Source organism: Bradyrhizobium sp. USDA 4541 (assembly GCF_024171085.1).
Classification (GTDB): domain Bacteria; phylum Pseudomonadota; class Alphaproteobacteria; order Rhizobiales; family Xanthobacteraceae; genus Bradyrhizobium; species Bradyrhizobium australafricanum.
Genome location: NZ_JALJZF010000001.1, coordinates 5,527,421 through 5,553,166, shown reverse-complemented (window position 1 = coordinate 5,553,166; position 25,746 = coordinate 5,527,421). Strand labels below are relative to the sequence as shown.

Annotated in this window: 26 protein-coding genes and 2 pseudogenes; 16 read left to right on the top strand and 12 right to left on the bottom strand. The window is 63.6% G+C overall.

Translation table 11 applies throughout. The features are described 5' to 3' along the window. Window positions 1–65: 65 nt before the first annotated feature. A complete protein-coding gene (locus J2R80_RS26315; protein WP_253639714.1) occupies window positions 66–206 on the top strand; it encodes a hypothetical protein in 141 nt (46 codons plus the stop codon). Between the two features lie 66 nt (window positions 207–272). Here the strand turns inward: J2R80_RS26315 and J2R80_RS26310 are convergent, their stop codons facing one another. Further along, window positions 273–1,100 (bottom strand): hypothetical protein, encoded by an 828-nt coding sequence (locus J2R80_RS26310; protein ID WP_253639713.1) that lies wholly within the window; start codon window positions 1,098–1,100, stop codon window positions 273–275. Window positions 1,101–1,283: 183 nt separating this feature from the next. Between J2R80_RS26310 and J2R80_RS26305 the strand changes: the two genes are divergently transcribed. Continuing rightward, on the top strand, window positions 1,284–2,267 hold the full coding sequence (locus tag J2R80_RS26305; RefSeq protein WP_253639712.1) for an IS1595 family transposase: 984 nt from the start codon (window positions 1,284–1,286) through the stop codon (window positions 2,265–2,267). A gap of 13 nt (window positions 2,268–2,280) precedes the next feature. Here J2R80_RS26305 and J2R80_RS26300 read toward each other — a convergent pair whose 3' ends face one another. Beyond that, complete coding sequence (locus J2R80_RS26300) at window positions 2,281–2,493, bottom strand: hypothetical protein (RefSeq protein WP_229162662.1); 213 nt, start codon at window positions 2,491–2,493, stop codon at window positions 2,281–2,283. A gap of 295 nt (window positions 2,494–2,788) precedes the next feature. Further along, window positions 2,789–3,259, bottom strand: a complete 471-nt coding sequence (locus J2R80_RS26295) for a hypothetical protein (RefSeq protein WP_253639711.1) — start codon at window positions 3,257–3,259, stop codon at window positions 2,789–2,791. Window positions 3,260–3,364: 105 nt separating this feature from the next. Between J2R80_RS26295 and J2R80_RS26290 the strand changes: the two genes are divergently transcribed. Both J2R80_RS26290 and J2R80_RS26285 read left to right on the top strand, forming a co-directional pair. Beyond that, complete coding sequence (locus J2R80_RS26290) at window positions 3,365–3,607, top strand: DUF6471 domain-containing protein (protein WP_224497342.1); 243 nt, start codon at window positions 3,365–3,367, stop codon at window positions 3,605–3,607. A 133-nt stretch (window positions 3,608–3,740) separates the two neighbouring features. Beyond that, window positions 3,741–4,427 (top strand): annotated as a pseudogene (locus J2R80_RS26285) (DNA-processing protein DprA); the annotation flags it as partial. On the opposite strand, the gene J2R80_RS26280 reads toward J2R80_RS26285, so the two are convergent. The 3 genes from J2R80_RS26280 to J2R80_RS26270 all read right to left on the bottom strand — a co-directional run bounded on the left by J2R80_RS26280 (window position 4,426) and on the right by J2R80_RS26270 (window position 6,784). Then, window positions 4,426–6,018 (bottom strand): IS66 family transposase, encoded by a 1,593-nt coding sequence (locus J2R80_RS26280; RefSeq protein ID WP_253604517.1) that lies wholly within the window; start codon window positions 6,016–6,018, stop codon window positions 4,426–4,428. The pseudogene J2R80_RS26285 and the gene J2R80_RS26280 sit on opposite strands and share 2 nt — an antisense overlap. A gap of 74 nt (window positions 6,019–6,092) precedes the next feature. Then, window positions 6,093–6,437 carry an IS66 family insertion sequence element accessory protein TnpB gene (gene tnpB, locus J2R80_RS26275; protein WP_027583889.1) on the bottom strand — a complete coding sequence of 115 codons (345 nt, stop codon included), beginning with the start codon at window positions 6,435–6,437 and terminating at the stop codon, window positions 6,093–6,095. Further along, window positions 6,434–6,784 (bottom strand): transposase, encoded by a 351-nt coding sequence (locus J2R80_RS26270; RefSeq protein WP_253606702.1) that lies wholly within the window; start codon window positions 6,782–6,784, stop codon window positions 6,434–6,436. The genes tnpB and J2R80_RS26270 overlap by 4 nt, the downstream gene beginning before the upstream one ends. Before the next feature lie 118 nt (window positions 6,785–6,902). Between J2R80_RS26270 and J2R80_RS26265 the strand changes: the two are divergent. Beyond that, window positions 6,903–7,277: pseudogene (locus tag J2R80_RS26265) on the top strand (DNA-protecting protein DprA); the annotation flags it as partial. Window positions 7,278–7,444: 167 nt separating this feature from the next. On the opposite strand, the gene J2R80_RS26260 reads toward J2R80_RS26265, so the two are convergent. After that, window positions 7,445–7,855 carry a helix-turn-helix domain-containing protein gene (locus J2R80_RS26260; protein WP_253639710.1) on the bottom strand — a complete coding sequence of 137 codons (411 nt, stop codon included), beginning with the start codon at window positions 7,853–7,855 and terminating at the stop codon, window positions 7,445–7,447. A gap of 99 nt (window positions 7,856–7,954) precedes the next feature. Between J2R80_RS26260 and J2R80_RS26255 the strand changes: the two genes are divergently transcribed. Next, window positions 7,955–8,563 carry an FMN-dependent NADH-azoreductase gene (locus J2R80_RS26255; protein ID WP_253639709.1) on the top strand — a complete coding sequence of 203 codons (609 nt, stop codon included), beginning with the start codon at window positions 7,955–7,957 and terminating at the stop codon, window positions 8,561–8,563. A 57-nt stretch (window positions 8,564–8,620) separates the two neighbouring features. Here the strand turns inward: J2R80_RS26255 and J2R80_RS26250 are convergent, their stop codons facing one another. Both J2R80_RS26250 and J2R80_RS26245 read right to left on the bottom strand, forming a co-directional pair. Further along, a complete protein-coding gene (locus J2R80_RS26250; protein WP_092078167.1) occupies window positions 8,621–8,779 on the bottom strand; it encodes a hypothetical protein in 159 nt (52 codons plus the stop codon). Window positions 8,780–9,033: 254 nt separating this feature from the next. After that, entirely contained in the window at window positions 9,034–9,807 is a 774-nt protein-coding gene (locus J2R80_RS26245; RefSeq protein ID WP_057020793.1) for an SDR family NAD(P)-dependent oxidoreductase, read from the bottom strand. Between the two features lie 109 nt (window positions 9,808–9,916). Between J2R80_RS26245 and J2R80_RS26240 the strand changes: the two genes are divergently transcribed. The 8 genes from J2R80_RS26240 (at window position 9,917) to J2R80_RS26205 (ending at window position 20,296) form a co-directional block, all read left to right on the top strand. Further along, window positions 9,917–10,393 carry a helix-turn-helix domain-containing protein gene (locus J2R80_RS26240; RefSeq protein WP_057020794.1) on the top strand — a complete coding sequence of 159 codons (477 nt, stop codon included), beginning with the start codon at window positions 9,917–9,919 and terminating at the stop codon, window positions 10,391–10,393. Window positions 10,394–11,484: 1,091 nt separating this feature from the next. Next, entirely contained in the window at window positions 11,485–14,259 is a 2,775-nt protein-coding gene (gene topA / locus J2R80_RS26235) for a type I DNA topoisomerase (protein ID WP_076834474.1), read from the top strand. Next, window positions 14,260–16,617: a ribonuclease R gene (gene rnr, locus J2R80_RS26230; RefSeq protein WP_253639708.1), complete on the top strand. Its 2,358-nt coding sequence runs from the start codon at window positions 14,260–14,262 to the stop codon at window positions 16,615–16,617. Next, window positions 16,608–17,045 carry a DUF983 domain-containing protein gene (locus J2R80_RS26225; protein ID WP_018271985.1) on the top strand — a complete coding sequence of 146 codons (438 nt, stop codon included), beginning with the start codon at window positions 16,608–16,610 and terminating at the stop codon, window positions 17,043–17,045. Before rnr ends, J2R80_RS26225 begins: the two co-directional genes overlap by 10 nt. Before the next feature lie 36 nt (window positions 17,046–17,081). Continuing rightward, complete coding sequence (locus J2R80_RS26220; RefSeq protein WP_076834478.1) at window positions 17,082–17,831, top strand: NUDIX domain-containing protein; 750 nt, start codon at window positions 17,082–17,084, stop codon at window positions 17,829–17,831. 205 nt (window positions 17,832–18,036) lie between these two features. Next, on the top strand, window positions 18,037–19,380 hold the full coding sequence (locus tag J2R80_RS26215; protein ID WP_253639707.1) for an LLM class flavin-dependent oxidoreductase: 1,344 nt from the start codon (window positions 18,037–18,039) through the stop codon (window positions 19,378–19,380). A 108-nt stretch (window positions 19,381–19,488) separates the two neighbouring features. After that, complete coding sequence (gene rpmG / locus J2R80_RS26210) at window positions 19,489–19,656, top strand: 50S ribosomal protein L33 (RefSeq protein WP_018271988.1); 168 nt, start codon at window positions 19,489–19,491, stop codon at window positions 19,654–19,656. A 109-nt stretch (window positions 19,657–19,765) separates the two neighbouring features. Further along, window positions 19,766–20,296 (top strand): hypothetical protein, encoded by a 531-nt coding sequence (locus tag J2R80_RS26205; protein WP_076834482.1) that lies wholly within the window; start codon window positions 19,766–19,768, stop codon window positions 20,294–20,296. Here J2R80_RS26205 and J2R80_RS43305 read toward each other — a convergent pair. The 3 genes from J2R80_RS43305 to J2R80_RS26195 all read right to left on the bottom strand — a co-directional run bounded on the left by J2R80_RS43305 (window position 20,293) and on the right by J2R80_RS26195 (window position 23,625). Further along, on the bottom strand, window positions 20,293–20,421 hold the full coding sequence (locus J2R80_RS43305; RefSeq protein ID WP_256527872.1) for a hypothetical protein: 129 nt from the start codon (window positions 20,419–20,421) through the stop codon (window positions 20,293–20,295). The two genes, J2R80_RS26205 and J2R80_RS43305, sit on opposite strands and share 4 nt — an antisense overlap. A 72-nt stretch (window positions 20,422–20,493) precedes the next feature. Beyond that, on the bottom strand, window positions 20,494–21,891 hold the full coding sequence (locus J2R80_RS26200) for an ammonium transporter (RefSeq protein WP_305884551.1): 1,398 nt from the start codon (window positions 21,889–21,891) through the stop codon (window positions 20,494–20,496). A gap of 501 nt (window positions 21,892–22,392) precedes the next feature. Next, a complete protein-coding gene (locus J2R80_RS26195) occupies window positions 22,393–23,625 on the bottom strand; it encodes an MFS transporter (protein ID WP_057020799.1) in 1,233 nt (410 codons plus the stop codon). Window positions 23,626–23,758: 133 nt separating this feature from the next. Between J2R80_RS26195 and J2R80_RS26190 the strand changes: the two genes are divergently transcribed. Together J2R80_RS26190 and J2R80_RS26185 are read left to right on the top strand one after the other, a co-directional pair. Further along, window positions 23,759–24,361, top strand: coding sequence for a TetR/AcrR family transcriptional regulator (locus J2R80_RS26190; RefSeq protein WP_253639706.1), 603 nt, complete (start codon window positions 23,759–23,761; stop codon window positions 24,359–24,361). A 149-nt stretch (window positions 24,362–24,510) separates the two neighbouring features. Continuing rightward, on the top strand, window positions 24,511–25,716 hold the full coding sequence (locus J2R80_RS26185; protein ID WP_253639705.1) for a serine hydrolase: 1,206 nt from the start codon (window positions 24,511–24,513) through the stop codon (window positions 25,714–25,716). The last annotated feature ends 30 nt before the right edge of the window (window positions 25,717–25,746 follow it).

Sequence of the window (25,746 nt, the reverse complement as noted above, 5' to 3'; positions counted from 1 at the left end):
TCGCGCGCGGCTGCGCCAATGTCGCAGGTGATCACAATCTCAGGTTGGGCGAAGCTGGGCCCCGTATGCATGACCGCTCGCCCAGCCCTCCAAAACTCACCGACACCGAACGGCTCAACCGCCTGCGGCTGATCCGCTCCGACAATGTCGGCCCGCGCGGTATTATGGCGCAAACGCCACAAGCCGAATTCGAGGCCGGTTCCTAGATCACGGAGGCATCCGTGACTAGGAGAAGCGCCGTGTGGCGGCGCGCGGCTTGGGCCGCAATCCTTTTAGGTGGCGTTGTTGCCAGTCTGGTACTGCTCCGGGATCATGGTCCGCGTCTCTGGTCCGGAATACGCGAACACGAAATCTGTGTGCCACTCGTACCCGAAAATGTCCTTGTAATAGACCCGTCCCCCCACACAGACGCGACTTCGGTCGGCGAGAACATCGTCTATCTCGTTCTGATCAAATGGCCGAAGAGCATCTTTTTTGGTGTGAATGATTTGGTCGCCACCGAAGTAAGCACTCCTAGCGTTTTTCTCGGCACGAAGGATTGTGGAGGGAGGGGCTGGAAATGTTGGGATATAGCCGCGAGGGACAATTACTACCCCCGTTGCCATTACGACCTCGTGCGCTGGCGTCTGTCCGACGTCGCGGATATTGAAGCGACCGCACGTAATCTTTCCGGCCTCGAAATTTTCAAGAGTATCTGCCTCGACAACCAAATAGGCCCGCAATTGCCGTCTTGCAGTAGCCTCTGCGCCGGTCACCAACTCTCTAGTTTGGTCCACCAAAGCCTTAGTTACGAGAACCAGCCATACAGTAACAAAGGCCAACAGGGCCTCCCCCAGCTTCAGGGAGAGAAACGTTACCTCTGGAGCTTCGTGGCCTCCGTCGCCTGCCTTTGGCTCGGGTGGGTGATTTGGCGCCGGGGACACGTCACCGGAATGTGCTTGGTGCTGTACGCCATATTCGGCCTTATTGGCCGCTTCGACCTTTTTTCGATATTCCTGATGCTCCGTTGAGCGCCCGACTTGATAGACGAATCCGGCAAGCCACAGAGCGAAACAGGCGAGGACAATCTGATCGATATACGACCGAATCCAGCGGATCATAAAAACTCATGGTTCTGCAATATCTTGAAATACTACCTCCTCGGGTCTCAGGTCGGCAATACACCTGAGAGCTAATTTTGTGCTCCATCTAACGAATTCGTGACCTAACGAAAACGATAGATTTCTTGACCTAAAGCCAAACCTATCATATTCGTTACCTATCGTATTCGTTAGGTAGCGGCTGTGTCCCAACACTTCCTCCTCAGCAAAGCGGCAAAGACCCTCAGCTTAGCTCAGGTCTTCCGCATGACTGACGCGGAAGCCGAGACGGCCTTCAAGGCCATCCGTTGGGCTTCTACCGAGGGCGCTCCCGTGTGCCCCTCCTGCGGCTCTGTAGAGGCTTACGAAGCCCGCCGTCCGAACGGCTCCCTGCGCTTCCGCTGCAAGGGCTGCAAGAAGGACTTCACCATCACCAGCGGCACGCTGTTCGCCAGCCACAAGCTTCCCCTGCGCGGCTATCTGGCTGCCATTGCAGTGTTCTGCAACGAGGTGAAGGGCAAGTCCGCGCTGGTGCTCAGCCGGGACCTGGGCCTGTCCTACAAGTCCGCTTTCGTCCTGCTACACAAACTGCGCGAGGCAATGGCGGATGAGTTGAAGGGCCGCGTCATCGGCGGCGAGGGCAAAACGGCTGAGGTGGATGGCGGTTATTTTGGCGGTTACGTAAAGCCAGCAAACCAGAAAGAACACCGCCGCGACCGCCGATATGCCCGCAATCAGAATGGGAAACGGAAGGTTGTCGTCGTCGTCCGCGAGCGCGGCGGCAATTCTGTGCCAGCAGTGTTTGGCTCTGAAAGCCAAGCCGCCGCTTTCATCCGTGCCCGCATTGCGAAGGGGACTGTCGTTCATGCCGACGAAGCCGCTTCTTGGGATGGATTACACGAACGTTTTGAAATGAAACGAATCAACCACCAAGAAGCTTACTCCTTGGATGGTGCCTGCACTAATCAGGCTGAGGAGTATTTCAGCCGTTTGCGGCGTGCGGAGATCGGTATCCACCATCATATTGCTGGCGCGTACCTGCTTCGCTACGCGCAGGAGTCCTCATGGCGTGAGGACAACCGCCGCGTCTCAAATGTGGATCAGGTGAACCGCATCACGGCTCTGGCCTTGAAGCGCGGCAAGTCGGCGGACTTCACTGGCTACTGGCAGCGTCATATCGCCGACTAGTCGAATCAGCTAATCAATCGTCGCCATCTTCGCCCACAGCGCCGAAATCGGCGACATCCCTAGGTGCTATGACCTTGGCTTCCAAGGCAGCCCTAATGCCGTTCTCAATGAACCGGCGCATGACCCCGGATTTTCCCGATCCATAGGGGCCGAGCTTGGCAAGATCATCGAGATAGGCGTGGTTGATCGGTGACAGGCGGCATTCCGCCTTTGGATTTGTCGGCATGACCGCCGAACTATATCACTTTGTCCGACACCTGTACCGCCGATTGTCGGACAAAATCATTGAATCCGATCTCGAATCATGAGAGAGTCGACTTCAGCAAGCGCATGGCGCTTAAATGGCGAAAGCCAGCCTCTTGCGAAGGCTGGCTTTCAGGTAGTTCTGGCGGCGGGGTATCGGTAGACAACCGGCCCCGCTGCACTCCCCCCAAGGCCTCGCGAGACCCTGAAGCTTATGAGCCGCATCCTCTCAGAGCGGCGAATCAGTGCGGACCAAGATACCCGGAATCGGATGTTTCTCAAACCGTCTCCCGCCTATCTGTGAACAATCGCCAGCGCGCCGGACTAGTTTCACCGACCCGCTCTACGGCCTTCCACTCGTGGTTTTTGAGGCTGTGCTGGATACCCAGCGCGATGCCCTGCACGTCGTCGCCGGAAGCGTCCTGTACGCCACGGGCAGCTAGAACGGCCTTCGCCAGCTCGGTGGTGGTCATCGGCTCCGTGGCCGTCCTGAGCACGTCCAGAGCCCGCCTGTAGAGGGTACCGCGCTTGAACCACGGGTTTGGCTTCCGGCGCTTCACCGCGATCCGCCCCAGGTTGTAGCTGGGGTCCAACATCTTGATGACGGCCTCGACGTGCCGCATCTGCTCAGCCAAGGCGTCGTGCTGTTGCCGGTTGGCGAGTATCTGCCCGCCTAGCTCCATATGGAGCCGTTCAAGGGTGTTGATCGCCGGTCGGGTGTGAGGGTCTTTCGTCGGTCTGCCGCGCATCGCCGCATCCTATCGAATATGATAGCTAACGGATATGAAGGGTTTGACCGGAAGTCAAGGCCGGTCTATCATATTTGTTAGCTCACGGAATCGATAGGAGATGCCATGGTCCTACCCAAGGCGGAAGAGGAATGGGGCCAGCGAGCCAGTGCCTTCCTCAAGGCGGAAATGAAGAAAGCTGACGTGACCTACGCCGAGTTGGTCAAGCGGTTGAAGAAGCATGGCCTCAAGGATGAAACCGAAGCCGGGATCACCATGAAGCTCAAGCGCGGATCGTTTACGGCGATCTTCTTTCTTGCGTGCGTTGCAGCGCTAGAGCTTGAACAGGTGGTTTTGGAAGAGATTTAGACTGGCACAAACTGCGCATATCAAACTTCTTGATGAGAACACTAAGTTGTTCTCGTCCGGAGAACTCCGGATGCAGTTTGTGCCAGAAGCTATTCGTTAATTCGCTTGTGGCGTTTGCGCCATAATACCGAGCCCGCGCACCTTTGCATCGCTGCTCCGCCATTTTGGCGATGCGGCGCACGCGCTGGAGCGCCTGCCTGACCTCGCGCGCCGCGGCGGCGCCTCCGGCCCCGGGCGGATCTGCAGCGAGGCCGACGCCGCCGCCGAGCTCGCGGCCTGCCGCAAATTCGGCATCGATCTCGTCGCGCCGGAGGAAGCGCACTATCCGGCGCGGCTTGCCACCATCGACGACGCGCCGCCGCTGCTTGCCGTGCGCGGCGCGCGCGATACCCTGACGCGGCCGATGATCGCGATCGTCGGCTCCCGCAATGCCTCCGGCGCCGGGTTGAAATTTGCAGGCACCCTGGCGCGCGATCTTGGCGATGCCGGCTTTGTCGTGATCTCGGGCCTCGCCCGCGGCATCGATCAGGCAGCGCACCGCGCCACCGTTGCCAGCAGCACGGTCGCCGTGCTCGCCGGCGGCCACGACAGGATCTATCCGCCGGAGCACGAGGATCTGCTGGCCGCCCTGCTCGAGCGCGGCGCGGCGATCTCGGAGATGCCGCTCGGCCATGTGCCGCGGGCGCGCGACTTTCCCCGTCGCAACCGTTTGATCTCGGGCGCCTCGCTCGGCGTCGTGATCGTCGAGGCCGCGCATCGCTCGGGCTCGCTGATCACGGCGCGGATGGCGGCCGAACGTAAGCGGCAAGCTGAGGCCGTCAGGCTGCGTGGTTCCATGGCATAAGCGCGTCGATTTGGCTGCTCGGCCAGCCGTTGGCGATACGCTGAAGTGTTAAGGCGAGCCAGGCGAACGGATCGACGTTGTTCATTTTCGCCGTCTGCAGCAGCGTTGCGATGGTCGCCCAGGTTCGTCCGCCGCCGTCGCTGCCAGCGAAGAGGCTATTCTTTCTCGTGATTGTTAGTGGCCTGATGGCGCGTTCGACGACGTTGGAGTCGAGCTCGATGCGACCATCGGTCAGGAAGCGTTCGAAGATGGCACGGCGCGAGACGGCATAGCGGATCGCCTCAGCCAGTTTTGATTTGCCGGAGATCCGCCGCAAGGTCTGCTGCCAGAGATCGAAGAGATCTGCGACGATCGCCGCGGAGGCTTGCCGGCGCGCGGCAACGCGAGCGTCGGGGCTTTGACCGCGCACGGTCTTCTCGACCTGCCAGAGCCTTGCCATCCGCTCGACCGTCGCCGTTGCCACTTCCGAGCTCCCTGCAACATGCAGCTCGTAGAACTTGCGTCTGCAGTGTGACCAGCAGCCAGCCAATGTGATGCCATCATTGCCGCGATCGGATCGCGCGAGCTTGTTATAGGCGGCATAGCCATCCACTTGCAGGATGCCGCGATAACCATTGAGATGGCGGACCGCGCATTCGCCGGAGCGGCTGTCTTCGAAGCGATAAGCCACCATCGGGGGACCGCTGCGGCCAAAGGTTCGGTCATCCCGGGCATAGGCCCATAAGTAGGCCGTCTTTGTCGATCCGGAGCCCGGAGCGAGCGTCGGCAAAGTGGTTTCGTCGGCAAAGACCCGTTCGGCCTTCTTGACCTCGCTGAAGATGTAGTCGGCCACGATCTCGAGCTCGAAGCCGAGCTTGCCCATCCATTGCGCCATCAGCTGGCGGTCGAGCTCGACATGATCGCGGGCGTAGATAGCCTCCTGCCGGTAGAGCGGCAGGCCATCGGCATATTTGGCGACGGCTATCTGGGCCAGAAGCGCTTCCGTCGGAATGCCTCCTTCAATGATATGGGCCGGGGCCGGCGCCTGGATGACGCCGTCCGCGTTCTTGAAGGCATACCTGGGACGGCGCGTGACGATCACCCGGAACTTCGCCGGCACCACATCCAGGCGCTCCGACACGTCCTCGCCGATCAGCACCTTCTGCTTGCCGGCATGCTCAGCCAGCTCTTCCGGCTCAATGACGGTTTCGATCCGTTCCAGATGGGGCGCAAAGCCCTTGCGCCGACGCGGTGCACGCTTGCCATCCGCCTGCGCACGGCCCTTGCTGACCTGGGCCTTGATCGCGGCGATGCCGGTCTCGATCTCCTCGAAGACGAGGGCCTGCTGTTCATCGTCGCCGTTCGCCGAGCCGAGCTTCTCCGATCGTCGGCCGAACCGGGCGCGGTCGAAGGCCTTCAGGATTTGCGTCAGCCGCTCGATGCGCGCATCGGCATCGGCGTTGCGGGCCTTGAGATCGGCGACTTCGCTCTCCAGAGCATCGGCGCGGGCCGCTTTCTCGGCCATGGCAAGCACCATGGCTTTCAGCGTCTCTACGTCATTCGGGAGGCTGAGATCGGGCGGCGTCATTGACCCGACCAGAGCACATTTTGCCCCGGTTCTCTTGCCCTTTCAGGCCGCTGATTCACTTCGCCGCAGTGCTTTTACCCAACAATCTCCGGCGGCTTGACCGCCGCGGTCCGGACCCGCTTCCAGTCCATCCCATCCACCAGTGCCATCAACTGCGCAGCATTCAGCTGCACCCGATGATGCCCGATCCGCGGCCAGCAGAACCTCGCCTTCTCAAGCCGTTTTAAATAGAGGCACACGCCGGAGCCATCCCACCATACGATCTTTATTCGGTCGGCTCTTTTGGCGCGGAACACATAAAGCGCACCGTCGAACGGATCTGAGCCGGCATCGCGCACCAGCGCAACAAGGCCATCGATACCCTTGCGGAAGTCGACTGGATGGCTCGCCAGGAACACCTTCACGCCGGAGGGGATCATGCCGAACGGACCGCCCGGATCACCCGCTGCAACTGCGCCTCGTCGACGTCCACGCCGGCGCGCACGATCACCTCGCCAATGGCAATCTCGATCACCGCGCCTGCCACAGGCGCCACCACACCCTCGCAACTCGAGTGCCGTGAGCGATAACGCCGCCGCTCGGCCCGAGCGTCACGGCGCCAGGCGAACAGCTGCGACGGGTGAATGCCGATCCGGCGGGCGATCGCCGAGACGCTCGCGCCAGGCTCCAGCGCCTCCATCACGACTTGGGCCTTAAACTCGTCCGACCAGCGTCGGCGAAGCTGCCGCGGCGCTCCCTCAAGACGGTCGGCGACCGCTTCGATCATATGGAAGGTTCTAGTTCCAGAACTAGGCGCAGACATAGAAGCTCACATCGGCTCACAAACTTAGCAGCCGATAGCCGATCGTTCACCCCCTCCGCCAGACGGGGTCTCCTTGCCGCTTACGGCCGAACAGGGCCGCGAGGTGTTCGCCGTGCCGGGTTCGCCGATCGATCCGCGCGCCGCCGGCGCCAACGACCTGATCAAGCAAGGCGCCACCTTGGTCACCGAAGCCGCCGACGTCATCAGCGCGGTGACGCCGATCATGGAGCGGCCGGTGATGCTTGGCGCGCGCGAGGACGACGAGCCGCTGGACTTTGCCACTGATAGCGGCGATCGCGCCCGCATCATCGATCTGCTCGGGCCGAGCCCGATCAGCCCCGACGATCTGATCCGGATGGCCGACGTGTCGCCGGCCGTTGTCCGCGCCGTGCTGCTCGAGCTCGAGCTCGCCGGCAGGCTCGAACGCCACGGCGGCGGGCTGGTGTCGATGATTTGACGAGCTGAATATCTCGCTCGCGCAAACGCCTGTCCGTCATCCTGAGGAGCGCGCAGCGCGTCTCGAAGGATCGACGGCCCGACTGGTGGCCGTGCATCATTCGAGACGCCTGCTACGCAGGCTCTCAGGATGACGGGTCTGCTTGTCCGAACGCGAAGGCTCCGAACTCAGCCTTCGCCATTCCGCGCGTCGAAATCGTTCCGCGCGCCCTCGATCTCCGGCAGATGCGCGAACGCCCATTCGCCGAGCGCCATCACAGGCACCGCGAGTCCGCGCCCGAGATCGGTCAGCTCGTAGTCGACCCGCGGCGGAATGGTCGGAAACACCGTGCGCGTCACCAGGCCATCGCGCTCCAAGCCGCGCAGCGTCAAGGTCAGCATGCGCTGCGAGATGCCGTTGATCATCCTCTTCAGCTCGTTGAAGCGGCGCGGTCCATCGCGCAGCAGCATGATGACCAGCACGCTCCATTTGTCGCCGACCCGCGACAGCACCGAGGCCACGCCGCGGCAGTCCTGATGCGTCCCGGGACCACGCGGCAGGCCGGCTTCGGCGGTTACATCGATGTGCTCGGGTTCCATTGGTGTGCTCGGGTTTCAAAAATGTGCGTTCTTGCGGAGATTTAAGACGGTCACTCATATAGCGCCAGTTACAAACCTATACCAAAGGTGGCCTCAGCCATGAAACTTCTGCACATCGATTCCTCAGTCCTCGGCCCCCACTCTGTCAGCCGCCAGGTCTCCGCCGCCGCCGTCGAGCGGTTGCGCCAGGCCAATCCGGGCCTCGTCGTCAGCTACCGCGACCTCAGCCAGACCCCGCTCGCCCACCTCTCCGGCCTGCACCTCGCCGCCAGCCAAGGCGCGGCGCCGGATCCGTCGGTGCGCGACGACATCGCGACCGGCCAAGCGGTGCTGGACGAGTTCCTCGCCACCGACATCGTCGTGATCGGCGCGCCAATGTACAATTTCACGATTCCGAGCCAGCTCAAGGCCTGGATCGACCGCATCCTGGTCGCGGGCAAGACCTTCAAGTATGGCACCGGCGGCGTCGAGGGATTGGCCGGCAACAAGCGCGTCATCATCGCGATCTCGCGCGGCGGCTATTACGGCGCCGACACGCCGATGGCCGCGCTCGAGCACCTCGAGACCTACCTGCGCGGCGTGTTCGGCTTCATCGGCGTCAGGAATGTCGAGTTCATCCCCGCCGACGGCATCCAGGTCGGCCCCGAGCATCGCGAAAAGGCTGTGGCGGGCGCGCTGCAGGCCGCCGGCAGCCTGAACGCAGCCTGATGTGATTCAAAGCGCCTGCCGTCGCTTGGCGGCGGCAGGCCGTTCAGGTGGAGGAACTCAGAACCAGACGCCCTGTATGCCGAGGATGACGGCGACCAGCGAAATCAACAGGCCGATGCCGGAGAACAGCGCGACCGTCACGAACTGCGTCGTATCTGAACTTTCGGATGCGGGCGAAACCGGGATCGACGTCGAAATGCGGGCTGCTTTCGGCATGGCGGCACTCCAAATGATTCCGTGGTGAAAAACTCCCCGCCCAATCAGGAGTCCGGGCAGTACGTCAAAGGTTCAATCCGCGCGATGATAGTCGCAAGCCAAACCGGCCGGTATGAAACGCTTCACACCGGCCGTTCGATACAATGAGAAACAAACCAGAGCGTTTTCGAGCGAAGTGGATACCGGTTCGCGTGAAGAAAACGCGTCAGAATAAAACCAGAGCCCCGGCCCGATTTAATCGGAACGGAAAGGCTCTATCCGCGATAGATCGGCGCGCCCGCCGGTGATGCCGTTGCACCGCCATCGATGAACAGCTCCTGCCCCTGCACATGCGCGGCGTCGTCGGACGCCAGGAACAGCACGGTCTTTGAAATGTGATCGGGCTCGCCGATCCGACCGAGCGGCGTGGTCTTGCCGATCCGCTGCTCGAAGATCTTCTCGGCCTCGGGCGTTGCGATCGCCGCGCCCCAGATCGGCGTGCGCACCGCACCCGGCGCCACCACGTTGACGCGGATGTTGCGCGGCGAGAATTCTGACGCCATCACCCGCGCCATCGCGCGCACGCCGGCCTTGCTCGCGGCATAGGCCGAGTAGCCGGGATTGCCGAGCACGGAGATCACCGAGCCGTTGAGAATGATCGACGCGCCGTCGTTGAGATACGGCGCGACCGCCTGCACCGTGAAGAACACGCCGGTGAGATTGGTCCGGATCACATTCTCGAATGCGGCCAGCGTGGTGCCGCCCACTGGCGTCTGGCCGGGAATGCCGGCATTGGCGAACAGAACGTCATACTTGCCGAACTTCTCGGCGCCCTGCTTCACCGCGGCTTCCAGCGCCGCGACGTCGGTGGCATCAGCCGCCACCGCGAGCGCGTTCGGCCCGAGTTCCCTGGATGCCGCCGCAAGCGTCTCCTTGTTGCGCCCGGTGATGACGACCTTGGCGCCCTCCGCCACGAACAGCTTTGCTGTCGCGAGCCCGATGCCGCTGTTGCCGCCGGTGATCAACGCCGTCTTGTTCGCCAGTCTCATGTCCGCCTCCAGTTGGTTGCATTATTAAACTTCATTGCCTAGCTATGGCATACGGTTTAATATTGCAACCACACAAGGTCGTGATGGCCCAAATTCCTGGAGACGGTCGGTGAAACGAACCAGCCTTGCAGGCGACAGCTGTCCCGTCGCACGCGCGCTCGACGTGTTCGGCGACTGGTGGTCGCTCCTGATCATCCGCGACGCCAGCCTCGGCCGGCGCCGCTTCGGCGAATTCCAGGCGAGCCTCGGGCTTGCCAAGAACATCCTTGCCACACGGCTGCGCACGCTGGTCGAACGCGGCATCCTGAAGACGGTCCCCGCCTCCGACGGCAGCGCCTATCAGGAATATGTCCTGACGCCGAAGGGCCACGGCATCTTTCCGATCCTGGTCGCGCTGCGGCAATGGACCGAGGAATTCGACGAGCATCCGGACGAGATTGCGACCATCCTGGTCGACCGCGACAAGGGCAAGCCGGTGAAGAAGCTCGCGCTCTATTCGCAGGATGGACGCGTGCTGGGTGCCGCGGATACGACGCTGAAGCCGCGGCCTGCAGCGAAGCGCGCGCGGCGCCTCGTGAGTGCGTAGGACGGGTGTTGCTGGTACGACACGACGGGCAACTCACCAAAAACTTGTCAATCCTCGCCCGCGAAAATATTTCGCTTTATCCGAATGCGCCTCGCGTCGCGAGGATGCGGATGTATGACTCACATACGACGACCCATATTGGGTGTCGTCCCTGCGAAAGCACTAGGGCATTTACACATCTCTTCGAGGCTAGAAAACCGACTCATCATCAAGGGGTTAGCTACTAGGCGAGAGCCGAAATCGGCGGGCGCAACCCTAGTGCAGATGAGTAAGCTCTCTGCGGTTTTCGGCCAACTCTTTGAGAAGACTCCGGAAAGACTGCGGAGGATATGTATATACGCTAGTGCGAAAGCAGGGACCATAACCACAAATGCGGATTGTTGAACGATGCTGGGACGACGAGTCCCGTTCTCAACACCCGCCGCGGCGTATGGGTCCCGGCCTTCGCCGGGACGACGGCGGTGGATGTGGCGCGAGCTAGCGTTCTTCCTTTCTCCAGGAAGGGTCGCAAATCACGACTTCTGTTTCGCCGCACCGCGCTGTTTGACATCTTGAATTGCGGTCCATCCCCACCGTCGTCCTGGCGAAAGCCAGGACACGACCCTGCTTCCCGTAACGCCCCTCACGACCGCTTCCTTCGGCTGCGCGAGCGCAGCTGCTCGTCGGCCTCCAGGCGGGCCATCGCGAACAGGCGGTCGAGAACTTCGAGTTTGTGGCGCCGGGCGAGTTTGGCGAGTTAGGTCGCGGCGCCTGCGATCAGGACCAGGGCGTCGTCGGGGCCGCCTTCCCCAGCCGTCTCGTCGCCCGCCGGTCGCCGCCCGCCGGACGCCTTGCGCTTCCGGCCGCCCCCTGTGCTGCTCAAAAGGCCTAATCCGATTCCTACGCTATATATAAAGAGATAAGCCCTTGCCGGCCGCAACTCTAGGACGCATTTTGCAACCCTTGGGATAGAAACTCCACAGCTTGGCGCCTCCCTTCAATATCTGGCGATTTGACAGGGACCGCCCCAGCACCCATGTTCGCCCCGACACGGCGGGCCGCGAGTCTAGCGGAACCCACCTTCAAGTTTTCCCGTAAGCTATTGGAATGACATGAATATCGTCATTGTGGAGTCGCCGGCCAAGGCCAAGACGATCAACAAATATCTGGGGTCCTCCTACGAGGTCCTGGCGTCGTTCGGCCATGTTCGCGACCTCCCGGCCAAGAATGGTTCCGTCGATCCCGACGCCAATTTCCAGATGATCTGGGAGGTCGATGCCAAGGCCGCGAGCCGGCTCAACGACATCGCCAAGGCGCTCAAAGGTGCCGACCGTCTGATCCTCGCAACCGACCCCGATCGCGAGGGCGAGGCAATCTCCTGGCACGTGCTGGAGGTGATGAAGGAGAAGCGCGCGCTGAAGGACCAGAAGGTCGAGCGCGTGGTGTTCAACGCCATCACCAAGCAGGCCGTCTCCGAGGCGATGAAGGCGCCGCGCCAGATCGATGGCGCGCTGGTCGACGCCTATATGGCGCGCCGCGCGCTGGACTATCTGGTGGGCTTCACCCTCTCCCCCGTGCTGTGGCGCAAGCTGCCCGGCGCCCGCTCCGCCGGCCGCGTACAATCGGTCGCGCTGCGGCTGGTCTGCGACCGCGAGCTCGAGATCGAGAAGTTCGTGCCGAAGGAGTACTGGTCGCTGGTCGCGACGTTGCTGACGCCGCGCGGCGATGCCTTCGAGGCGCGGCTGGTCGGCGCCGACGGCAAGAAGATCGCACGGCTCGACATCGGCTCCGGCGCGGAAGCCGAGGATTTCAAGAAGGCGATCGAGGCGGCCCTGTTCAAGGTTGCGACCGTCGAGGCCAAGCCGGCGCGGCGCAATCCGCAGGCGCCTTTCACCACCTCGACCCTGCAGCAGGAAGCGAGCCGCAAGCTCGGTTTCGCGCCGGCGCACACCATGCGCATCGCGCAGCGGCTCTATGAGGGCATCGACATCGGCGGCGAGACCACCGGCCTCATCACCTATATGCGAACCGACGGCGTGCAGATCGCACCCGAAGCGATCACGCAGGCGCGCAAGGTGATCGGCGAGGACTATGGCAACGCCTACGTGCCGGACGCCCCGCGCCAGTACCAGGCCAAGGCCAAGAACGCGCAGGAAGCGCACGAAGCGATCCGCCCGACCGATCTGTCGCGTCGCCCGGCCACCATCGGCCGACGGCTCGATGCCGATCAGGCGCGGCTTTATGAATTGATCTGGAAGCGCACCATTGCGAGCCAGATGGAGTCGGCCGAGCTCGAGCGCACCACCGTCGACATCGAGGCCAAGGCCGGCTCCCGCGTGCTGGAATTGCGCGCCTCCGGCCAGGTCATCAAGTTCGATGGTTTCCTCGCGCTCTATCAGGAAAGCCGCGACGACGAGGAGGACGAGGATTCGCGCCGCCTGCCCGCGATGAGTGAGGGCGAGGCCGTGAAGCGCCAGAGCCTCGCCGTCACCCAGCATTTCACCGAGCCGCCGCCGCGCTTCTCGGAAGCATCATTGGTGAAGCGGATGGAAGAGCTCGGCATCGGCCGCCCCTCGACCTACGCCTCGATCCTGCAGGTCCTGAAGGACCGCGGCTATGTCAAGCTCGAGAAGAAGCGGCTGCACGGCGAAGACAAGGGCCGCGTCGTGGTCGCGTTCCTGGAGAACTTCTTCTCGCGCTACGTCGAATACGACTTCACCGCCGATCTCGAGGAGCAGCTCGACCGCATCTCCAACAATGAGATCGCCTGGCAGCAGGTGTTGCAGGACTTCTGGCGCGGCTTCATCGGCGCGGTCAACGACATCAAGGACCTGCGCGTCGCCGAGGTGCTCGACGCGCTCGACGAGATGCTCGGCCCGCATATCTATCCGCCGCGCGCGGATGGCGGCGACGTCAGGCAATGCCCGACCTGCGGCACCGGCCGGCTCAACCTCAAGGCCGGCAAGTTCGGCGCCTTCGTCGGCTGCTCGAATTATCCGGAATGCCGCTACACCCGTCCGCTCGCGGCCGACAGCGCCGAGAGCGCCGACCGCGTGCTCGGCACCGATCCCGACACCGGCTTCGATGTCACGGTGAAGGCCGGCCGCTTCGGCCCCTACATCCAGCTCGGCGAGCAGAAGGATTACGCCGAAGGCGAGAAGCCGAAGCGCGCGGGCATTCCAAAGGGCACCTCACCGGCTGATGTCGATCTCGAACTGGCACTGAAACTGCTGTCGCTGCCGCGCGAGATCGGGAAGCATCCGGAAACCGGACAGCCGATCACCGCCGGCCTCGGCCGGTTCGGGCCGTTCGTCAAGCACGAGAAGACTTATGCGAGCCTCGAGGCCGGCGACGAGGTCTTCGACATCGGGTTGAACCGTGCCGTCACGCTGATCGCGGAGAAGATCGCGAAGGGCCCGAGCGGCCGCCGCTTCGGTGCCGATCCCGGCAAGCCGCTCGGCGATCATCCGACGCTCGGCGCGGTCGCGCTGAAGAACGGCCGCTACGGCGCCTATGTCGCGGCGGGCGGCGTCAACGCGACGATCCCGAGCGACCGCACCCCCGACCAGATCACGCTCGCGGAGGCGATCGCGCTGATCGACGAGCGCGCGGCCAAGGGCGGCGGCAAGAAGGCCAAGAAGGCCAAGGCGGAAAAGCCCGCCAAGGCCACGAAGGCCAAGGCAGCAAAGGCTGAAGATGCCGACGGTGACGCCGACGCCAAGCCCGCCAAGAAGGCTGCGTCGAAGAAAGCCGCGGCGAAGCCGAAAACGGATGCGACCAGCAAGGCGCGCGCGCCGGTCGCCTCCGGTGCCAAGACGTCGCCTGCAAAATCATCGGCACCAGCGAAAGCGCCCGCGAAGAAAAGCGCCGGCAAGGCACGAGGATAAGTGAAACGAAAACCCGACCATGGCTTTCCGGGCCGGGACGCCATCGTCGCCTTCATCCGCGCCAATCCAGGCAAGGTCGGCACCCGCGAGATCGCGCGCGAGTTCGGCCTGAAGAACGCCGACCGCGTCGAGCTGAAGCGGATCCTCCGTGAGCTCGCCGACGACGGCACGATTGCCAAGCGCGGCCGCAAGATCCACGAGCCGGCGGCGCTGCCACCGACCCTGCTCGCCGACATCACCGGCCGCGACAGCGACGGCGAGCTGATCGCCACGCCCGCCGAGTGGGACTCGGACGAGAACGGCACCGCCCCGAAAATCCGTATCGAGACGCCGCGGCGGCCGAAGCCCGGCACCACCGCCGGCGTCGGCGACCGCGCGCTGCTGCGCGTCGAAGTCACGGATGAGCAAGACGGCACACCCTATCGCGGCCGCGTCATCAAGGTGATCGATCACGGGCGCACCCGGATCCTCGGCATCTTCCGTGGCAATCCCGATGGCGGCGGGCGCCTGATCCCGGTCGACAAGAAGCAGGCCGGCCGCGAGCTCAACATCGCCAAGGCCGACAGCGGCGGCGCCGAAGACGGCGATCTCATCAGCGTCGACCTGATCCGCACCCGCGGCTACGGCCTCGCCTCCGCCCGCGTCAAGGAGCGGCTCGGTTCGATCGCCAGTGAGAAGGCGATCAGCCTGATCGCGATCAACACCCACGATATCCCGCAGGTGTTCTCCACTTCTGCGCTGCGCGAAGCTGAAGACGCCAAGCCCGCAACCTTGCAGGGCCGCGAGGACTGGCGTGACGTGCCGCTCGTCACCATCGATCCGCCGGATGCCAAGGATCACGACGACGCGGTGCATGCGGAAGTCGATCCCGATCCGAACAACAAGGGCGGCTTCATCGTCCATGTCGCGATCGCCGACGTCGCCTTCTATGTGCGGCCCGGCTCGGCGCTCGACCGCGACGCGCTGCAGCGCGGCAACTCGGTGTATTTCCCTGATCGCGTCGTGCCGATGCTGCCCGAGCGGATCTCCAACGATCTCTGCTCGCTGGTGCCGGGCGAGCCGCGCGGCGCGCTCGCGGTGCGCATGGTGATCGGCGCCGACGGCCGCAAGCGCTCGCATACCTTCCACCGCGTGCTGATGCGCTCGGCTGCGAAGCTCCATTACGCGCAGGCACAGGCTGCTATCGACGGACGGCCCGACGACATCACCGGCCCCATCCTCGATCCGGTCCTCAAACCGCTGTGGTCGGCCTACGAGCTGGTCAAGCTTGCACGCAACGAGCGCGACCCGCTCGATCTCGATCTGCCCGAGCGCAAGATCCTGCTGAAAGCCGACGGCACCGTCGATCGCGTGATCGTGCCGCAGCGGCTCGACGCGCACCGGCTGATCGAGGAGTTCATGATCCTCGCCAACGTCGCCGCGGCCGAGATGCTGGAGAAGAAGGCGCTGCCGCTGATCTACCGCGTGCACGACGAGCCGAGCCAGGAGAAGGTGCACAACCTGCAGGAATTCCTGAAGACGCTCGACCTGCCCTTCACCAAGCAGGGCGCGCTGCGTCCCACGCAATTCAACCGCGTGCTGGCGCAGGTTGCCGGCGAGGACTACGAGCCGCTGGTCAACGAGGTGGTGCTGCGTTCGCAGGCGCAGGCGGAATACTCCGCCGAGAACTACGGCCATTTCGGCTTGAACCTGCGCCGCTACGCGCACTTCACCTCGCCGATCCGCCGCTATGCCGATCTGATCGTGCATCGCGCGCTGATCCGCGCGCTCGGGCTTGGCGAAGGCGCGTTGCCGACCGATGAAACCGTGGAGACGCTCGCCGAGATCGCCGCGCAGATTTCCGTCACCGAGCGCCGCGCGATGAAGGCGGAGCGTGAGACCACCGACCGCCTGATCGCGCATTTCCTTGCCGATAAGGTCGGCGCCTCGTTCCAGGGCCGCATTTCCGGCGTGACGCGATCCGGCCTGTTCGTGAAGCTCGACGACACCGGCGCCGACGGTCTGATCCCGATCCGCACCATCGGCAGCGAATATTTCAACTACGACGAAACTCGCCACGCGCTGATCGGCACGCGCAGCGGCACCATGTATCGGCTCGGCGACGTCGTCGATGTGCGTCTGGTGGAAGCCGCGCCGATAGCCGGCGCGCTGCGATTTGAGTTATTATCCGATGGTCAAGCAATTCCGCGCGGCAGAAAACGCGACAGCGTAAGGGCCGAGCGCCGTGCCGCCGGATTTGACAAGGGACCAAAACGATCAGGCAAGAAGGCGCACAACGAGCGGAAATCGCGCAAGAAGGATCGCAAGCCGGCGCAGCAGAAGTCCGGCAAATCAAAGCGAGGCAAGTCATGGAAGTGACACCACCGACAGTGGTCTGGACTCGCGAGGCGGCCGAGCCCGAGAAGCGCGACGTGTGGAGCGCGATGAAGCGCGGGTTCCGCTGCCGCTGTCCGCGCTGCGGAAAAGGCAGACTGTTCCGCAAGTTTCTCAAATGCGACGGCCATTGCCCGGTCTGCGACCTCGACTTCACGCCGCATCGCGCGGACGATCTGCCTGCCTATCTCGTCATCGTTATCGTCGGCCATATCGTGGTACCGATGGCGCTGTGGATCGAGACCAATTATTCTCCGCCGGTGTGGCTGCAACTTGCGATCTATCTGCCGTTCACGCTGTTCGCATCGCTGGCGCTGTTGCAGCCGGTGAAGGGAGCCGTGATCGGCTTGCAATGGGCCCTGCGCATGCATGGCTTTGACGAGAATCCCCCTAGCGACATCCCGCCGGTCTAGCTAAACCGGGCCGCAAGAAGAAATGAAAGGGATGAAATGACTGAAGCTGCCGCGCCCGCCGCTGTCGTCCACCAGGGCGAAAAAGAAGCCGACCATCATGCGTATTTCCGGCCGAAGGATGCGGCGACGCTGATCCTGATCGATCGCTCCGGCGCCAAGCCGAAGGTGCTGGTCGGCAAGCGTCACGACAAGGTCGTGTTCATGCCCGGCAAATTCGTTTTCCCCGGCGGCCGCGTCGACAAGGCCGACAACCGCGTGCCGGTCGCAGCGCCGATCACGCCGGAGCTCGAAGCCAATCTGTTGAAGGGCAGCCCGAAGATCACGCCCGGCCGCGCGCGTGCGCTTGCCAACGCCGCGATCCGCGAGGCCTGCGAAGAGACCGGGCTCTGCCTCGGCCGCAAGGTCGAGAAGCGGCACAAGCTCGACGGGCCCTGGGCACCGTTCGCCGACGCGGGTCTCTTGCCCGATCCGTCCGGCCTGTTCCTGATCGCGCGCGCGATCACCCCGCCCGGCCGCGTCCGCCGCTTCGACACGCGCTTCTTCACTGCCGACGCGTCGACCATCGCACATCGTGTCGAGGGCGTGGTGCATGCCGACGCCGAGCTGGTCGAGCTGGTCTGGGTCGAGATCGGCTCCGAGCCGCTCGCCGACGCGCATGCCATGACCAAGAACGTGCTCGCCGAGCTCGACCGCCGTCTCGCCACCGGCCCGCTCCACCACGACGCGCCGGTGCCGTTCTTCCATTTCTACGGCGGCAAGATGCAGAAGGACGTGCTGGGGGTGTAGTATGATCCTCGTCATTCCGAGGCGATGCGCAGCATCGAACCCGGAATCCCGAGATTGCGGCGCGAGATTCCGGGTTCATCGCTGCGCGATGCCCCGGAATGACACTGTCGAGAGAGCGGCCAAAAACAAAATAATCTTCCCGATGGCGCGCCGCGAATCGCCTCCCTATCTGTTCCGCTAACGACATCAAGGACGGAACGGGGCAATGGCGAAGCGTCAACTCAAGCTCGGCGCGTTCATGCGGCCGATCAGCATTCACACCGGTGCCTGGCGCTATCCCGGGGCCTGGCCCGACGCCAATTTCAACTTCGACCACATCAAGACGCTGATCCGCAAGCTCGAGGCCGGCAAATTCGACGCCTTCTTCATGGCCGACCATCTTGCCGTGCTGAACATGCCGATCAACGCGCTGAAGCGCAGCCACACCGTGACCTCGTTCGAGCCGTTCACGCTGCTATCGGCGCTCGCCGCCGTGACGGAGAATATCGGCCTGATCGCGACCGGCTCGACCACCTTCGACGAGCCCTATCACGTCGCGCGGCGCTTCGCCTCGCTCGACCACATCTCGGGCGGCCGCGCCGGCTGGAATATCGTCACCACGTCCAATCCGGACGCGGCGCTGAATTTCGGCCTCGACGATCACATGGAGCACGCCGAGCGCTACAGGCGCGCCCGCGAGTTCTACGACGTCGTCACCGGCCTGTGGGATTCCTTCGCCGATGACGCGTTCGTGCGCGACGTCGAGTCCGGACTGTTCGTCGATCCCGACAAGATGCATGTGCTCAATCACAAGGGCAAATATCTCTCGGTGCGCGGCCCGCTGAACATCGCCCGCCCCGTGCAGGGCTGGCCTGTCATCGTGCAGGCCGGCGCTTCCGATGACGGCAGGCAGCTTGCGGCCGAGACCGCGGAAGCCGTGTTCACCGGCGGCGGCAGCCTGGCCGACGGACAGAAGCTCTATGCCGACATCAAGGGCCGCATGGAGAAGATCGGCCGCGATCCCGAGCATCTGAAGATCTTGCCCGGCGCCTTCGTCGTGGTCGGTGACAGCGTCGAAGAAGCAAAAGAGAAGCGCGCGCTGCTCGACAGCCGCGTGCATTACGACAGCGCGATCGCCTCGCTGTCGGTGATCCTCGGCACCGATGCGTCCGGCTTCGATCCCGACGGACAGTTGCCGCCGATCCCCGAAACCAATGCAAGCAAAAGCGGCCGGCAGCGCCTCGTCGATGTCGCGGCGCGCGACAAGCTCACCGTGCGCCAGCTCGCGCAGCGCGTCGGCGGCTATGGCGGGCTCGCCTTCGTCGGCACGCCGCAGACCATCGCCGACCAGATGGAGGAATGGCTGACCGGCCGGGGCAGCGACGGCTTCAACATCATGTTCCCCTATCTGCCGCAGGGCCTGTTCGAGTTCGTCGACAAGGTGGTGCCGGAACTGCAAAAGCGCGGGATTTTCCGCACTGAGTACGAAGGTCGGACCCTGCGCGAGAATTTGGGCCTGCCGCGGCCGAAAAATCAGTTCTTCGAGGTAATAGGCCCGGAATCGGGGTGATCTTGGCTCAGAAATCCTTGACTTTGGGCTGTTTCTGGCTAGTTTCCCGGCCAAACGCGGGCCGATTTGGCCGGCTCCCGAATTCCCCCGATTTTCGAGGTTTTGCACATGGCCAAGGCGGTCACCATCAAGGTCAAGCTCGTGTCGACGGCCGACACCGGCTTCTATTACGTTGCCAAGAAGAATTCGCGCACCATGACCGACAAGCTGGTCAAGAAGAAGTACGACCCGGTCGCGCGCAAGCACGTCGAGTTCAAGGAAGCCAAGATCAAGTAAGATCGGCTGCTTCCGACGTTTCAAACGGGGCCCTCGCGGCCCCGTTTTTGCTTTCTAGGCTTGCGTCATCCCTCATGATTCCCGGAGCAGTCCCGGGCGCAGGGCTCAGATGATCGCAACCTTGGACGAGGGAAACGTCGGCGGCTACTCGGTCGCTTACGGCCGCGAGGACATCTACTTTCCGGTCTATGTCACGGCAGCCCTCGCCGCGATCTTCCTGACCGCGACCTGGATCACGGGCGCGATCTATTGGCTGGCGCCGGCAGCGGCAGCGGGCGGCTTCACCTATTACAACATCCCCCTGCTGGAGGCTGGTCGTCCGACGATCGGGGCCAACCAGTACGGCATCTTCATCCAGGCCTTCGGGCTGATCCGCTGGCGCGCCATCACGCGCATCGACCTCGTCGAGATCGCTGAGCGCGCGATGACGGTTCACGAGTTGCAGATCGCGCTTAACGGACCGCTCGGCAGCGCGCTGGTGGCCGATTGGCGCAAGCGGCCGGCCTACCGGCTGTTGATGCGCCTGCCGTGGCGCATGGACCATCGTGGCGTAGTCCGCGTCAATCTGGAGCCATTCGACCGGACGCCCGACGAGATCCACCGGACGTTCCTCAGGATGTGGCGTTACTACCGGAGCTAACCCTTGAACGCCTCGTCACGCAGATGCGCGTCTGCGATCTCTGCATCCGGATTGTGTGTGATCGTCATGAACCAAATGAGGCTGAAGAACAGCGACCACGCTGTGTTCCAATAGAACCAGTTCATCGGATCACCTCGAACAGCTTAAATCCGCGCCAGCGGGCGAAGATCGCCGGCTGCGCGGAATGCCGCCAAAGTCTACTGCACGACCTCGCCGTGCAGTGCCAGATCCAACCCTTCGCGCTCGATGTCCCGCGTCACTCGAAGCCCGACGAAGAGATTGATCACGAACAGGATGATCAGGCTCACCACGGCATCATACACGAAAACCGTCGCGACGCCGATGCATTGATTGAGGAACTGCCCGGGATTTCCTTCCAGAACACCTGCCGTTCCACCATACTGCTCGACCGCGAACACCCCGGTCAGCAGCGCTCCGACGATGCCGCCAAGGGCATGGACACCGAAGCAGTCCAGCGCATCATCGTAGCTGAACATGCGCTTCAAGCCGGTGCATCCCCAGTAGCAGCAGACGCCGGCGGCGATGCCGATCGCGAAAGCGCCGACCGGCCCGACGAAACCGGAGGCCGGCGTGATCGCGACGAGGCCCGCCACGGCACCCGAGCAGATTCCGACGACGGTCGGCTTGCCCTTCAACGCCCATTCCACCAGCATCCAGGTGAAGCCCGCCACCGCCGTGGCGATCTGAGTCACCAGCATGGCCATGCCCGCCTGCATTCCGGCCGTGACAGCGGAGCCGGCGTTGAACCCGAACCAGCCGACCCACAACAGCGAGGCGCCAATGAAGGTCAGCACCATATTGTGCGCCGGCCCCGTCTCGACGCGCTTGCCGAGCATGATGGCGCACATCAGGCCCGCGACGCCGGCGTTGATGTGCACAACGGTGCCGCCGGCGAAATCGAGAACCTTGACATACGCAGCGTCGTTGCCGGCCGAGAATATGCCGTCAGGGCCCCAGACCCAGTGCGCGATCGGCGCATAGACGAAGATCGCCCACAGCCCGATGAACCAGAGCATCGCGGAGAACTTCATTCGCTCGGCAAACGCGCCGGCAATCAGCGCCGGCGTGATGATGGCGAACGTCATCTGGAAGCAGATGTAAACGGACTCGGGGATCGTCGCAGCGAGCGGATTGGGATTGCCGATGCCTCCCTTGCCGATGTCGCTCAGGATGTCCTTGAGGAACAGGCGATCGAGGCCGCCGATGAACGGCGTGCCGGCACGAAACGCCAGACTGTAGGTAAGGACGGCAAACAGGATCGTGACCAGGCAGGTGACCGCGAAGCTGGTCATCACGGTATCGCCGACATTCTTCTTGCGCACCATGCCGCCATAGAACAGGCCGAGCCCCGGGATCGTCATCATCAGGACGAGCGCGACTGACGTGAGCATCCAGGCGGTGTCGCCGGAATTCGGCGTGCACTTCTCGAGAATCTTGCCGCCACAGGCAGGCAGCGCCGCCGCATCCTCGGCCAGCGCGAGATCGTTGAACAGCAGGCAAAGGAACGCCACGCCCAACAAGGCAACCACGATTCTCACGAGCTTCTGGCGCGTGTGTGTCGCAGACTCCATCATCGACCTCCCATCACAAGAGAAATGCTGGCGTTCGGAATGGGCGCGGCGCGTTCGCAGCGTGAGCGCCGAAGGACAGCGCGCGTCCGGTTATCGGGATGTCTCGAAGTGCCGCGGTGCGGGTGGCGGGATGCAGCGAAGTCGCAGCGGCATCAGGCCCGACGCAGGGCACAAGGGCCTCCTTCTCGGCGGCGCGGCAAAGGCCGTGGTGCGCGGATGGCCGGAGAATGACGGCGACTAGCCCCATCGCGGCCAGCCCTTCCCAAAGTCCCCAAGCCGGAACCCTCAGCGAGGGTTTCCGGCACGATTTCTAGCCATATTGAAACAAGATTCGTGCCACCACTGCGCGCCGCGTAACACGTTGAAAACGCTATCGCTTCGATCCGCGGCCGGAACAGCATCGCGCTTCATTGCACGCTCTTGCGGCAAGTGGCCGGTCAAAAACTAGGCAGCACCTGGCGACTGCCCTCGCAAGGAGCAGCCGCCAGCTTCGCAGGGATTCTGCTAAGCGGCCTTCAGCAGCGGCGGCTGCGCCGGCCGGATCAACGCGAAGGCGAGCTGGATGATGCCGCCGGCGAGGCCCAGCGCGACGCCGATGCGCCAGGCCATGGTGTAGGAGCCGAGCGAATCGTAGATCAGCCCTCCTCCGTAAGCGCCGAGGAAGCTGCCGACCTGGTGGCTCATGAAGGCGAGGCCCTGGATCATCGCCTGCCAGCGCAAGCCGAACATCTCGGCCACCGCGCCCGCGACCAGCGGACCGACACCCATCCAGAGGAAGCCCATGATCGCGCCGAACAGCAGCGTCGAGCCGGGCGTTGCCGGCAGCATGAAGTACCAGGCGAGCGCCAGCGAGCGCAGGATGTAGATCGCGCCGAGCAGCGCCAGCTTGTTCCAGCGCTGGCCGGCCCAGCCGAAGAACAGCGAGCCCAGCACATTGAAGCCGCCGATCATGCCGAGCGTCTGCGCGCTCAGCATCGGATCGAGCCCGCAGATCGCGAGATACGACGGCAGATGCGTGGTGAGGAAGACGAGCTGCATGCCGCAGACCATGTAGGCGCAGGTCATCACCACGAAGGCTGCGTTGCCGAACGCGGTCTTCGCCGCCGTCGCCGCGGTGGCGTTGCCGATGTCGTCGCCAGCGGGCTTCGGCAGCGGAATCTTGTCGACGCGCCCGGCGTACAACGCCGCCGGGATCATGAAGATCGAGAGAATGACAAAGCCGGCAAGTCCGACGCGCCAACCGAAACCCTCATTGAGCATCTGGCCGATCGGCGCCGACAGCAGCGCGCCGAGCGAGCCCGCGGCGGAGACCATGCCGAGCACTGTCGAGCGTACCGTCTCCGGCACCGCGCGCGCCGAGACCGACATTGCGATCGCATTCGCGGTGCAGGCGAGCGAAAGGCCGATCAGGACACCGGCGCCGATCATGATGGCAACGAGCCCATGCGCCGTCGTCATCAGCACGAGGCCCGCGATGTAGGCCAGCGCGCCGACCACCATGATCGGGCGAAAGCCGTAACGCACCGTCATCGCGCCGGCAACCGGCTGCAGAAAACCCCAGGCGAGGTTCTGCACCGCGAGCGCCAGCGTGAAGTGGGATATCGAGATGCCGATGTCGTGCGTCAGCGGCTGCATGAAGATGCCGAGGCTCTGCCGCAGCCCCATGCTCAGCGTGAGCATGATGGAGGCGCCGATCAGGATGGGAAGGGTGGGACGCAGGACCTGCAACAGGGGCATTGTTCTTATTCTCCCATAACGGCACGGCACGCGTGCCATGGCCTGCGATTCATGCATGTTTTGGTTACACAGACCTGTGTACTTAGGCTATACAGGAGGCTGACTGTCAAGCGAAGAGGATCACGGCTGGCGCATGGCTTACCCGCCTCCCAAACAGACCATGAAGGAGCGGATCCTCGAGACCGCCGACAGACTGTTCTACCTGCAAGGCATTCGCGCCATCGGCGTCGACACCATCGCGGCCGAGATCGGCATCAGCAAGCGCACGCTCTACAACCACTTCCCGTCGAAGGACGCGCTGATAGAAGCCTATCTGCAACGCCGCTTCGTGCAGCCGCGTCCCTCCGACAAGCCGCCGGCCGAGCAGATTCTCGCAACCTTCGATTCGCTGGAGCGGCGCTTCTCGGCGAAGGACTTTCGCGGCTGCCCGTTCGTGAACGCGGTGGCCGAGCTCGGGCCGGAGGACGAGGATCGCACCTTCAGGAACATCGCAATCGCCTTCAAGGAAAGCCGCCGGCTCTGGTTTCGCGATCTGCTGCGGCGGCTCGGCGTCGCCGATGCCGAGGGACTTGCGACCCAGCTCACGCTGCTGGTCGATGGCTCGATCGCGCAGGATCTGGTGCGCGACGATCCGGCGATGGCGCGCGCGGCCAAGGAAGCCGCACGCGTGTTGCTGGCAAATGCAGGCGTCAAGGTCGGCAGCCCCGCCCCCGCCGGCAAGAAACGCGCCGGATAAATCCGGTTGCGTGCGGAAGTCAGGTTTGGTTGTTAACACCGACCGCAGGCCACGGCATTCCCGGCTGGATATTCCGTCCCGCGAGATTGGCCGCGATCGCGCGAAGACCTGCTACTTAGAAGACTTGCGGCACAACAGGGGAAACGACCATGGAAGATCTGAAGGTGACGGCCATCGGCTATGATTTCGCGCCGGCGCGCGCGGCCATGCAGCGCTACATCGACAACGATCTCCTGTCCGGCATCTCCTGGACGGTTCTGGTCGGGCGCGACATCGCTGACACGGGCTGCGTCGGATGGGCCGACAAGGAAGCGCAGATTCCGTTGCGCACCGATCACATCTTCCGCGTCTTCTCCAACACCAAGCTGATCACCTCCTGCGCGGCGCTGCTGCTGGTCGAGGAAGGCCGCTTCCGGCTCGACGATCCGATCGAGACCTTCATCCCGCAACTCAGAAACCGCAAGGTGCTGCGGCCGGGCGCGACGTCGATCGACGACACCGAACCGGCGCAGCGGTCGATCACCATTCGCCATCTGCTGAGCCACTCGGCCGGCCTCAGCTACGGCCTGTTCGATCCGGGCACACCGATCTTCAAGGCCTACAACGAGCGCAAGATCCTCAATCCGATGACGACGCTCGCCGACATGGTCGACGGTCTGTCCGATCTGCCGCTGGTGTTCCATCCCGGCTCGTCGTGGGAATATTCCGTTGCCATCGACGTGGTCGCACGGCTGGTCGAGGTGGTGAGCGGCCAGCCGTTCGACAAGTTCGTCAAGGCGCGGATCCTCGATCCGCTCGGCATGGTCGACACCGGCTTCCATGTTCCGGAGAAGGATCACAACCGGCTCGTCGCCTATTACGCCGGCGCCGATCTGATGGACCCGATGAAGCCCGGGCTGACGCGCACCGACAACGCGCCCTATCCTGGCGCCTATCTGCGCCCGGTGCCGCGCTTCAATGGCGGCGGCGGCCTCGTCTCGACGCTGCATGACATGGTCGCGCTGATCCGCAGCCTCTTGCCCGGCGGGCCGACGCTGCTGAAGCCGGAGACGATCGCAGAGGCGATGACCAACCAGCTCACGCCGGGCCAATGGATCCGCTTCGCGATGATGGGCGAGCAGCCCGGCAAGACCTATGGTCTTACCGGCGGACTGATCCTCAACCCCTCCTCGATCGATCATCCCGACGCCGCCGGCGAACTCTATTGGGGCGGTGTCGCAGGCACGCAGTGGTGGATTTCGCCCAAAACGGGCATCGCCGGCGTCATGATGGCGCAGCGCCAGATGGCGTTCGTCCATCCGTTCTCGTTCGAGTTCAAGCGGATGGCCTATGACGCGGTGAGACGCGGCCGCTAAGGGCACTTCGTAGCCCGGATGGAGCGCAGC

Excerpts from the sequence above, each read along its gene's own strand:
- J2R80_RS26315 (WP_253639714.1), top strand. The coding sequence starts at position 66 with ATGCATGACCGCTCGCCCAGCCCTCCAAAACTCACCGACACCGAACGG.
- J2R80_RS26310 (WP_253639713.1), bottom strand. The coding sequence starts at position 1,100 with ATGATCCGCTGGATTCGGTCGTATATCGATCAGATTGTCCTCGCCTGT.
- J2R80_RS26300 (WP_229162662.1), bottom strand. The coding sequence starts at position 2,493 with ATGCCGACAAATCCAAAGGCGGAATGCCGCCTGTCACCGATCAACCAC.
- J2R80_RS26295 (WP_253639711.1), bottom strand. The coding sequence starts at position 3,259 with ATGCGCGGCAGACCGACGAAAGACCCTCACACCCGACCGGCGATCAAC.
- J2R80_RS26290 (WP_224497342.1), top strand. The coding sequence starts at position 3,365 with ATGGTCCTACCCAAGGCGGAAGAGGAATGGGGCCAGCGAGCCAGTGCC.
- J2R80_RS26280 (WP_253604517.1), bottom strand. The coding sequence starts at position 6,018 with ATGACGCCGCCCGATCTCAGCCTCCCGAATGACGTAGAGACGCTGAAA.
- tnpB (WP_027583889.1), bottom strand. The coding sequence starts at position 6,437 with ATGATCCCCTCCGGCGTGAAGGTGTTCCTGGCGAGCCATCCAGTCGAC.
- J2R80_RS26270 (WP_253606702.1), bottom strand. The coding sequence starts at position 6,784 with ATGATCGAAGCGGTCGCCGACCGTCTTGAGGGAGCGCCGCGGCAGCTT.
- J2R80_RS26260 (WP_253639710.1), bottom strand. The coding sequence starts at position 7,855 with ATGGAACCCGAGCACATCGATGTAACCGCCGAAGCCGGCCTGCCGCGT.
- J2R80_RS26255 (WP_253639709.1), top strand. The coding sequence starts at position 7,955 with ATGAAACTTCTGCACATCGATTCCTCAGTCCTCGGCCCCCACTCTGTC.
- J2R80_RS26250 (WP_092078167.1), bottom strand. The coding sequence starts at position 8,779 with ATGCCGAAAGCAGCCCGCATTTCGACGTCGATCCCGGTTTCGCCCGCA.
- J2R80_RS26245 (WP_057020793.1), bottom strand. The coding sequence starts at position 9,807 with ATGAGACTGGCGAACAAGACGGCGTTGATCACCGGCGGCAACAGCGGC.
- topA (WP_076834474.1), top strand. The coding sequence starts at position 11,485 with ATGAATATCGTCATTGTGGAGTCGCCGGCCAAGGCCAAGACGATCAAC.
- J2R80_RS26225 (WP_018271985.1), top strand. The coding sequence starts at position 16,608 with ATGGAAGTGACACCACCGACAGTGGTCTGGACTCGCGAGGCGGCCGAG.
- J2R80_RS26220 (WP_076834478.1), top strand. The coding sequence starts at position 17,082 with ATGACTGAAGCTGCCGCGCCCGCCGCTGTCGTCCACCAGGGCGAAAAA.
- J2R80_RS26215 (WP_253639707.1), top strand. The coding sequence starts at position 18,037 with ATGGCGAAGCGTCAACTCAAGCTCGGCGCGTTCATGCGGCCGATCAGC.
- rpmG (WP_018271988.1), top strand. The coding sequence starts at position 19,489 with ATGGCCAAGGCGGTCACCATCAAGGTCAAGCTCGTGTCGACGGCCGAC.
- J2R80_RS26205 (WP_076834482.1), top strand. The coding sequence starts at position 19,766 with ATGATCGCAACCTTGGACGAGGGAAACGTCGGCGGCTACTCGGTCGCT.
- J2R80_RS43305 (WP_256527872.1), bottom strand. The coding sequence starts at position 20,421 with ATGAACTGGTTCTATTGGAACACAGCGTGGTCGCTGTTCTTCAGCCTC.
- J2R80_RS26200 (WP_305884551.1), bottom strand. The coding sequence starts at position 21,891 with ATGATGGAGTCTGCGACACACACGCGCCAGAAGCTCGTGAGAATCGTG.
- J2R80_RS26195 (WP_057020799.1), bottom strand. The coding sequence starts at position 23,625 with ATGCCCCTGTTGCAGGTCCTGCGTCCCACCCTTCCCATCCTGATCGGC.
- J2R80_RS26190 (WP_253639706.1), top strand. The coding sequence starts at position 23,759 with ATGGCTTACCCGCCTCCCAAACAGACCATGAAGGAGCGGATCCTCGAG.
- J2R80_RS26185 (WP_253639705.1), top strand. The coding sequence starts at position 24,511 with ATGGAAGATCTGAAGGTGACGGCCATCGGCTATGATTTCGCGCCGGCG.